General features: G+C 51.9%; 7 protein-coding genes, 1 tRNA gene and 3 pseudogenes. 6 read left to right on the forward strand and 5 right to left on the reverse strand.

The window, feature by feature from the left end; all coding sequences use genetic code 11:
• Positions 1-58: 58 nt before the first annotated feature.
• Complete coding sequence (fabG, locus tag DO97_RS16005; protein ID WP_036535318.1) at positions 59-823, reverse strand: 3-oxoacyl-[acyl-carrier-protein] reductase; 765 nt, start codon at positions 821-823, stop codon at positions 59-61.
• A 351-nt stretch (positions 824-1,174) separates the two neighbouring features.
• Between fabG and psbA the strand changes: the two genes are divergently transcribed.
• The 3 genes from psbA to DO97_RS16020 all read left to right on the forward strand — a co-directional run bounded on the left by psbA (position 1,175) and on the right by DO97_RS16020 (position 2,777).
• The gene (gene psbA / locus DO97_RS16010) at positions 1,175-2,257 is read left to right on the forward strand and encodes a photosystem II q(b) protein (RefSeq protein WP_036535320.1); all 1,083 of its coding nucleotides are present in this window, start codon (positions 1,175-1,177) and stop codon (positions 2,255-2,257) included.
• 130 nt (positions 2,258-2,387) lie between these two features.
• Positions 2,388-2,648, forward strand: a complete 261-nt coding sequence (locus DO97_RS16015; RefSeq protein WP_036535322.1) for a hypothetical protein — start codon at positions 2,388-2,390, stop codon at positions 2,646-2,648.
• A 56-nt stretch (positions 2,649-2,704) separates the two neighbouring features.
• Positions 2,705-2,777 (forward strand) — tRNA-Ala (locus tag DO97_RS16020).
• A gap of 124 nt (positions 2,778-2,901) precedes the next feature.
• On the opposite strand, the pseudogene DO97_RS26880 reads toward DO97_RS16020, so the two are convergent.
• From DO97_RS26880 to DO97_RS31390, 4 genes and pseudogenes are all read right to left on the reverse strand, one after another.
• Positions 2,902-3,257, reverse strand: a pseudogene (locus DO97_RS26880) (IS1-like element transposase); the annotation flags it as partial.
• A gap of 155 nt (positions 3,258-3,412) precedes the next feature.
• Positions 3,413-5,021, reverse strand: a pseudogene (locus tag DO97_RS16030) (serine/threonine-protein kinase).
• Between the two features lie 28 nt (positions 5,022-5,049).
• Entirely contained in the window at positions 5,050-5,499 is a 450-nt protein-coding gene (locus DO97_RS16035) for a hypothetical protein (RefSeq protein WP_072016481.1), read from the reverse strand.
• Positions 5,500-5,574: 75 nt separating this feature from the next.
• A pseudogene (locus DO97_RS31390) lies at positions 5,575-6,762 on the reverse strand (anhydro-N-acetylmuramic acid kinase).
• A 189-nt stretch (positions 6,763-6,951) separates the two neighbouring features.
• Here DO97_RS31390 and rlmB point away from each other — a divergent pair.
• The 3 genes from rlmB to DO97_RS16055 form a co-directional block, all read left to right on the forward strand.
• Complete coding sequence (rlmB, locus tag DO97_RS16045) at positions 6,952-8,127, forward strand: 23S rRNA (guanosine(2251)-2'-O)-methyltransferase RlmB (protein WP_081980804.1); 1,176 nt, start codon at positions 6,952-6,954, stop codon at positions 8,125-8,127.
• 84 nt (positions 8,128-8,211) lie between these two features.
• Positions 8,212-8,520: a DUF1816 domain-containing protein gene (locus DO97_RS16050; protein ID WP_052128842.1), complete on the forward strand. Its 309-nt coding sequence runs from the start codon at positions 8,212-8,214 to the stop codon at positions 8,518-8,520.
• Positions 8,521-8,786: 266 nt separating this feature from the next.
• On the forward strand, positions 8,787-9,184 hold a 398-nt coding region (locus DO97_RS16055; RefSeq protein ID WP_036535325.1), incomplete at its 3' end, for an IS5 family transposase.

Consider the following 9,184-nt stretch of genomic DNA (forward strand, 5'->3'; position numbering starts at 1 on the left):
GAATTTCCAGCCAGGATAAGGGTCGTTTTCAATGGCAAGGATCACTAGAACCGATTCCCTAGGCCATAACCATACCACCATCGACATTCATTACCTGGCCAGTAATATAGGCAGCGGCGGGATCAGATGCCAGGAATTTTACCAACCCCGCCACTTCCTCTGGCTGGCCGAAGCGCCCCAGGGGAATAAATTTTAAGATACTCTCAGCGTCTACATCCTGGGTCATATCCGTGGCAATGAAGCCAGGCGCCACTGCATTCACTGTAATCCCCCGACTGGCAAGTTCTTTGGCCACGGTTTTGGTTAAGCCAATCACCCCAGCCTTGGCGGCACTGTAGTTAGCTTGTCCGGGATTCCCCATCTGCCCTGCCACTGAAGCAATGTTAATCATGCGACCCGATCGCTGTTTCAACATGATTTTGCTGGCGGCTTTGGTGCAGAAAAACACGCCAGTGAGATTGAGATCAATTACCGCCTGCCATTCTTCACGCTTCATCCGCAGCAGTAAGGTATCGCGGGTAATTCCGGCATTGTTAACCAAAATATCCACCCGTCCCCATTGCTGGAGAACCGTACTGAAGAGTTTATCCACCTGATCTTCTTGGGAAACATCTGCCTGGAGGGAGATCGCCGTGCCACCCATGGTTTCAATTTCTGACACCACCGCCTCGGCAGCCGAACTGGAACTAGCATAGTTGACCACCACCTTGGCACCCACTGTCCCCAAGGACAAGGCGACAGCTCGCCCGATGCCACGGGAAGCTCCGGTTACGACTGCGACCTGTCCCTGCAAGTGTTGGGGAACCACTGGCGTTACTGTCATGTTACTCCTACTGCTCTGCACACAAATTTGCTGCATAGATCATCTTACGGCGATTTTGCGATCGCGGTTGGCTGTCAATCACCCGCAAGGCAGTAGAGAACACCTAGCGACAGGGGCAAAAACTGCCAGCCCTACTCTCGATTGGTATTGGGATATTTTTAGGCGAGGGCATAAGGCAATTTGTCCTTGCGACCCTTTGATTTCCATGGCCGCCAACCCTGCCCATTGATACCGGAGATACATAAATGTCGGTGGACAAATACAAATAAATGTGAATATACTGAGAAATAGGAACAGGAAACTGGTTCCTTAGAATTCATCATTTATTTTGTAATCTGCCCTCATAAAGCCATGACAACAACCTTACAGCGGCGCGATAGCGCCAACGTCTGGGAGCGGTTTTGCGACTGGGTGACCTCTACCGACAATCGCCTCTATGTAGGCTGGTTCGGTACGGTCATGATTCCCACGCTGCTCACTGCAACCATCTGCTTCATCATTGCCTTCATCGCTGCGCCCCCTGTGGACATTGATGGCATCCGCGAACCAGTTGCTGGTTCCCTGATTTTTGGTAACAACATCATCACGGGTGCGGTTGTTCCTTCTTCCAATGCCATTGGTCTGCACTTCTACCCGATCTGGGAAGCTGCTTCCTTAGATGAGTGGTTGTACAACGGTGGTCCTTACCAGTTGGTGGTATTCCACTTTTTGCTGGGGATTTGCTGCTACATGGGTCGGCAGTGGGAACTTTCCTACCGTCTGGGTATGCGCCCCTGGATTTGCGTTGCTTACAGCGCTCCAGTTGCTTCTGCCTTCGCCGTGTTCTTGATCTACCCCCTCGGTCAAGGTTCCTTCTCCGATGGTATGCCCCTGGGTATTTCAGGAACCTTCAACTTCATGATTGTGTTCCAAGCGGAGCACAACATTCTCATGCACCCCTTCCACATGTTGGGGGTAGCGGGGGTGTTTGGTGGCTCCCTGTTCAGTGCCATGCACGGATCCCTGGTGACCTCTTCTCTGGTGCGTGAAACCACCGAAGATGAGTCTCAGAACTATGGTTACAAGTTTGGTCAAGAGGAAGAAACCTACAACATTGTGGCTGCCCACGGCTACTTTGGTCGGTTGATCTTCCAATACGCATCCTTCAACAACTCTCGGGCGCTGCACTTCTTCTTAGGTGCATGGCCTGTGATCGGGATTTGGTTTACGGCTCTGGGCATTAGCACCATGGCGTTTAACCTCAATGGATTTAACTTCAACCAGTCTGTGATTGATTCCCAGGGTCGAGTGATCAATACTTGGGCTGACATCATCAACCGGGCGAACTTGGGTATGGAAGTGATGCATGAGCGCAATGCTCACAACTTCCCCCTGGATTTGGCTGCGGGTGAGGCGGCTCCGGTTGCTCTAGTGGCTCCTGCTATCCACGGTTAATTCCTCCTCGGTTAACGGTTGAGTCTGTTAAGTCATCAGCGCTCCCTTCCCAGGGGGTCGCTTGTTATATGGGCTAAAGAATTTCCAGGCATTCACCTTAGAATAAGGATGAATTTACCCGCCAGCATCCATGTCTCGACATAATCCCTACACCTTACAAATGCAGATTACTCAGCTGTTCGAGCAAGGGCAGTCGTTTTTTGCCACCATTAGGGTTCAAGACTGGTTGCGCGATCGCAACGAAGATCCTAGTTTGTATGAGATTTTGTTTCACGAAAAGTCAGTGCCCTCTGGAGTTAAAGCTACCAAGCTGATTGAGATTGAATTACGCCGCCGAGACGGGCAGGCGATCGATCCCTGGCTGCAGCAAGAGATTAATCGACAGGTCTAGGCGGTCAGGGCTTGACGAGTTGTGAGCAACTAGGGCAAACTAGAGAACGCACTCTAGGGGCTATAGCGCAGTTGGTAGCGCACCTCAATGGCATTGAGGGGGTCAGCGGTTCGAGTCCGCTTAGCTCCATTGGTTGGGGAACCAACTACAGGTAAGGCTTTTGGGAATTCAGTGAGATACACTCGGCACTGTCCTGTTAAGGAGTGAAGCCCTCAAATCCTTTGGATAATAGTATTTCGGAGATCTTCAAGAGCCGCTCAATGAAGCTGATCGTCCAACCCTCAGAGGCTGAGGGGGAAAAGGTTCTCACCCACTCGGGTGTAGAGTTCATTGCCTTCTATGGTGACTTCTCCTCCCTCAGGAGCACGGGGAGACTAGGCGGTGAGAAGAGTGGATAAACGCTCTTCTCAATCCGTGATACTGCTGGATGATTTACCCACGACTCTTCCGGCTGCCCTGATGCCAAGCCCTTCATGTCTGGCTTTGAGCGCCATCTCTACGGTTGCTACTGGGGTTCTCAGACGAACCATCGCAAGTGCGAATACGCTCATTGAAGCGACGACCACAAACCTTACAGAGGTATCCTTGGAGCTCTTGGTTGCTCTTCAGAGTCTTGCTACCGTTCTTGACGACTGGTTCGCTCTTGTAATAGACACAATTCTTGAGTCTTAGATGCTTTACTAGATATACAGTCTAGCTCTCACTCCCTAAGCTGATAGTGCCAAATTTTGCACAATGGGCAGTAAAATCTGAACACCTTAAAATCAACCTGCTAAATCAGATCCAGCTTCAGGCCAGCCGTCGACGTAGCTTGATTCCAGCTTCATCAGAATTTTGGGCTTGAGTTTTTCAAACTCTGCTCGCAGAACGCTTTTACTTAATGGAGCTTGATCCGTAGTGTTGATTTGACTGGAGTTTGCCCACTCTTTTAGCAGCGGTCCCTGAAAAGCAGAAATTGTCGAGGACATGACATGCACACAGCGGTGCGGATTTTCCCAGGGGAAAAACAGTAGTTGATACTGACCTTTGTCCCCCAATAGGCGTACCAGTTCTTGACCCTTGGAAGTTTTGAGATCCAAGTAACAGGGAAGCCACCGCGGCCCGTGCTGACGACTATAGAGCACCGTTGCCCACAGTAGCATTGGATGGGGTGACTCCAAAAACAGAAATTGATTGTAGCGGGTACAGACCCAGCGATTCTGAATATCTTGCTGATGCAGCATGATCCATAGGCTAGCCACAGCCTCCCGCCCAGTGTACACCACTTGGGGAAAGACAATTTCGGCAACGGGCATATTAGAGGGCCAAAGAGCCATCAAACAAGCTTGTTCTATGGAAACCGCGGCGACGGCGGCAGGGGGAGTTGGCGGCGGGGCAAGGCTATTAGTAACGACTGGTATGGGAGGGGTGGTTGGTAATGAAGGGGCAAAGCTCCCTGTAGCTGACAGGTTGGGGGTAGGAGGGGTAGTTGGGGATGAGGGAGGGGTGGTCAGACTGCGTTCAATCTCATCCAGTCTCTGAAGAATGTCGCTCACTGTCTGGGGGCGATCAGCGGGAGCCTTCGCCAGACAGCTCATCACGAGGGACTCTAGCGCTTTGGGATGGTTGGAGTGGGGATCTGCTTCACAGAAGGGACGGGGAGGTTGAAAATGATGGGCTTTGTACCAGCTGCCAAAGGTATGGGAGTCTGGATACAAGGGCATTTTATTCAGTAGCATTTCATACATCAAAATCCCTAGGCTGTAGATATCAGCCCGGTTATCCAGATCCTTGCCCTCCATTTGCTCCGGCGAAGAGTAGGCTAGCGTCCCCATAAAGGAACTGGTTTGATCACCGTCACTTTGCAGCAATTTTGCAATCCCAAAGTCTAAGATTTTGACAAGATCCCCCATGGTCGGATCTTGACAGATCAAAATATTCCCTGGCTTAATATCACGGTGAATAATGGAATTAATTTCGCCTTTGAAGGGGATTCCTTGGTGGGCGCATTCCAGCCCCAGACAGATCTGGCGTGCTAGTTTCAAAAATTTAGGGAGGGTCAGGGAGCGATCGCTGATCAGATCGCCGAGACTTTCACCCTCAAGGTACTCCATGACATAGAAGGGGATCTCCTCATCCCCCACCCCGTAGTCCATCACCCGCACAATATGGATGCTCTTCTGCCCTAAAAGAGCGCAGGTCGTAGCCTCTATGGCAAAGCGATCTCGCATCGTTTTTATTAAGCAAGGCTTGAGCCAAAAACTTGACGGCGACAGGAACACCTCCCAGCAAGAGATCTTGGGCACGGTATACGCGCCCCATGGCTCCTTTCCCAATCAACTCCACCAGTTGATAGCGGTTGGCGAGTAAGCGACCAATGTAAGAATCTGTCATTGTATGACTACAAGCTGACAATAGGGCACTATTCGTTGGCCTGACGTTCCAGGGTGGCTTCCATGGTGCTGATCAAATGGTGACCTGCCATGATCCCACTGGATAAATAATAGAGATTGTCATTCAGGCGATGGAGTGTTTCAAACCCGCTACGACGTTGGCGATCGCCCAAGACCCAATAGCGTTGCACAATTGATTCTGGGGCAATCCAGCCTTCCCCCTCCACACGTCCCAATTGGCTGTGTTGAAGAACAAAGGTATATTGGCGCTCTCCGCCGTCCAAATGACCCCTGTACTGAAAAGTGACTTCATCGCGCTCAGAAGCTGGGAACACCATTTTGGTCACCATCGTAAACCAATTATCCCGTCCCCACCCTACCAATGTCCTACCTTTAATTGGAATTGGGACTCCATTACGCTCTAACCACGTTCCTTGTAGTGTCCAGCGTCCAGCCTCCATTAAAAAGGTATGAGCCACAGCGCGATTCCTTACTCCGATGGCTGTTTGCAACCTAACCAATACTGAGTTTTCAACTATTCCTCGGATGCTATGCTAACACGCACGGGTGCGGATGCTTGGATGAAATTCACCCAAGCAAACGGGCTGATCTGCCCCCGTGACCGTCGGCAGGTTGCCGGGAATGCCCTGCTGCTGCCAGTAAGCAAGTACCGCAAAGGCGATCGCCTCTTTATAGTCAGCACTGAGTCCCAGGTCGTCAGTGTCCAGAACCGGAATCGGGTCTAGGTGCAGTTCCAGTCTCTGTCGGAGATAGCGATTTTGACTGCCCCCCCCCACAGATCAGCACCTGATCCGGTGCCTGGGGGAGAAAAGCTTGATAACTGTCGGCAATGGAGGCAGCGGTCAATTCCGTCAGGGTTGCCAAGATATCTGCCGGGGTGAGGGCATACACTTGGGCTGCGGTTAGACAGTCTTTAAAGTAGGCCAGCCCAAACGCTTCCCGTCCGGTGGACTTGGGAGGTGGTTGGGGAAAAAAGGGCTGCTGTAACCATTGGGCCACCAACGGCTGGCAAGGAGTGCCACGGGAAGCCCATGCTCCATGCTGATCATAGGTTTGTTGGCCGTTACTGAAATGCTGCACGGCTAGATCGAGCAGTAGATTGCCAGGGCCTGTATCCCAGCCAAGAATGCCAGCTTCCCAAGTTTTGGTCTCTAAAGGAGCAGGGGCGTCATGGGGTTGAAAGGCGGGGAGATACGTCACATTGCCAATGCCACCAATGTTTTGGATACAGCGGTGAGCCGTGGGGTGTCCCAGCAAGTAAGCATCGACGCGAGAGACCAAGGGAGACCCCCTGTCCGCCCCTAGCAATGTCGGCCACGCGAAAATTACTCACCGTCGCCACACTCGTCTGGTGGGCTATCAAAGCACCCCGACCCAGTTGCAAACTATAGCCCAAGGAGGGGAAGTCGGGGGGGGCGATGGTACACCGTTTGGCCATGGGAGCCAATCAAATCGGCTGCGGGATGTCCCTGTTGAATCTGGCAAGCAGCTTCGGCAAATGCTAGGGCGATGGCATCGTCTAAAACTGCCAACTCCGCCATCGTTAGGGCGGAGCCTGCGCCCACTGCTAAAATCTGCTCCCGCAAATCAGGCGCATAGGGGTAGGTGTTACCGGCTAGGAGTTGCACCTGGAGATCGAATCCCATCCCCGAAATTTCCACCAGTGCCGCGTCGATACCATCCACTGAGGTACCACTCATTAACCCAATGACTCGCTGCATAGAGACCTATCCCAAATGGTTCAGACGAAACACTTCACAGCCCCAAACCTGTGGGCAGCCCTTTAACGCTGACGATCACCGCAGTGATCCTGTTAACACTCTATAGTTGCCCACTGAGCAACTATAAATTCTTTACAATGAGAGACTCAACGGTCTGTAGACCGAGATTGCATGTCAGCAGGAGACACCATGGCGGCTCATCAGCACGGTAATTATCGCTCCCGATCCGCTCCTAAACGTCCATCATTCAAGCGGAAGAGCCAACGGGGATTAGGGGATCAGCCATCCCCTGTCAACGCAGATACCAACACTTCCCGACCCCCCCGTCCCCAGCGCCGCAACCCGACAGGGGCGGCTTCCTCCTCTCCCGACCCCAGCACCCCTAACAAACCAGTGCGGCTCAGGACACCCCGGACTCGCCTGCCGATCAAACCAGCAACGACTAAACCAGAAAGAGACCGCTCCCGCCCTCCAGAACGCTCCCGTCCTTCTGTGGTATTACCAGTGCGAGAGAGCCAGGTGCAGGAGCAACCCGATGTCCTCAGAGACAATGATAGTGAAACCTTAGATTTGATCTATGGCCGCCATCCAGTTCAAGCAGCCCTGGAGGGGCAACGCAACCTGAATCGTATTTGGGTCACCAGTCGCTTGCGCTATGATCCCCGCTTCCATTCCCTCCTGGCTCAGGCCAAAACCAATGGCGCTCTCATAGATGAAGTCACCTCTACTCGCCTCGATCAAATTACCCATGGAGCCAATCATCAGGGGATCGTTGCCCAGGCTGCTCCCTACGAGTACCGTAGTCTGGAGGAGTTGATTGAGCAAGCCAAAGATGCCTCTGACCAACCCATTTTACTGGTTGCAGAAGGACTCACCGATCCCCACAATTTAGGTGCGATTATTCGCACGGCGGAAGCCATGGGGGTTCAAGGGCTGGTGATTCCCCAGCGTCGAGCGGTTGGTATCACCTCCACCGTTGTCAAGGTTGCTGCTGGTGCCTTAGAAACCTTTGCCGTAGCTAGAGTGATCAATCTTGGACGATCCCTAGAAATTCTCAAGGCAGCAGGCTTCTGGATCTATGGATTGGCAGCGAATGTCAGCCAGCCCCTGCATACAATGCAATTTCCTGGGCCGATTGCCTTAGTGGTGGGTGCTGAAGGCAGTGGACTGAGCCTCTTAACCCAGCGTAATTGTGATGCTTTGGTCTCAATTCCGTTGCAGGGGCAGACTGCTAGCTTGAATGCATCCGTGGCTGTAGGCATGGGTCTGTATGAAGTCTATCGACAGCGCTGGTCACGGACCTTGGATTTATCGGCCAAAACCGAGTTGAAAAAATCGAGCCAAGCAGAGTATAAAGAAGTATGAACTTCGAGATATTTCATGTTTCTTTAAGACAATCCCCATAATTGCCTGGAAATTCGGAAGACATCCTCCCTTTAGGAATGGCATATGCAAGAAGCTCTACTGAAGATAGTTAATACCCTAGGGTATGCTTGGTGGGTTGAAGTGATCACGGAGCAGCCTGCCTGCACCTATTACTTTGGCCCCTTTATGTTCGACTCTAGTGCCCATGCGGCAACCTCAGGCTATGTAGAAGATCTGGCACAGGAAGGGGCGCAGGGTATCCATGCAGTTGTAAAGCGCTGTAAGCCTGTGAAACTAACGATTGCTGCCGACGAAATGGACGAAATCACAGCACAAAATGGGTCTGCTGGCTCCCCTGTCATCGTCAGCTTCCGCAGTGAGGTTGGTTATTAGGGCGACTCCTTTGAATCAGCAACGCAGGTTGGGGCGTAATTTTAATTCCTCTAGCGGTCTAGCGTCTGAGGGTGCTGTTCCTCAAATTGGGTCTGTCACAAAGCCCCGATAGAGGTTCAGCTCTCCAGGATCGCTCTGCTACAGCGAGTGATGTGTTAAGAGTTTTTTGAGGGGGTAAGAGGGTGTTTTAAAAGTCGTTTAGTGAGTTAAAAAAGCTCACTCAGTGTAAGCTGCGAATATGTCGTACACAGCACTGAGAGAGCGTCATGAGTAAAGCTTACCCCAGTAATTTGTCTCAAGCCCAATTTGAACTACTCAACGACTTGATACCCGAGCCGAAATTCGGTGGTCGTCCTCGTAGCGTCGATATGTGGGATGTTCTGAACGCCATTTTCTATGTTTTGGTGGAGGGAGTGCGATGGCGAGGGTTGCCAGGGGATTTTCCGGCATGGCAAACCGTATACACCTACTTTCGTCAGTGGCGCAAAGATGGAACCTGGGTGCGGATGCACGACCGATTGCGAGAGTGTACCCGAATTGAACAGGAGCGTCATCGCAGCCCGTCGGAAGCGATTATCGACAGTCAAAGTGTCAAAAGTGCCGCTGGAGTGAGCCAATCGGTGGGCTACGATGCGGGCAAACAAATTAAAGGTCGAAAACGGTT

It is taken from the genome of Neosynechococcus sphagnicola sy1, from assembly GCF_000775285.1.
In the GTDB taxonomy this organism is placed as follows: domain Bacteria; phylum Cyanobacteriota; class Cyanobacteriia; order Neosynechococcales; family Neosynechococcaceae; genus Neosynechococcus; species Neosynechococcus sphagnicola.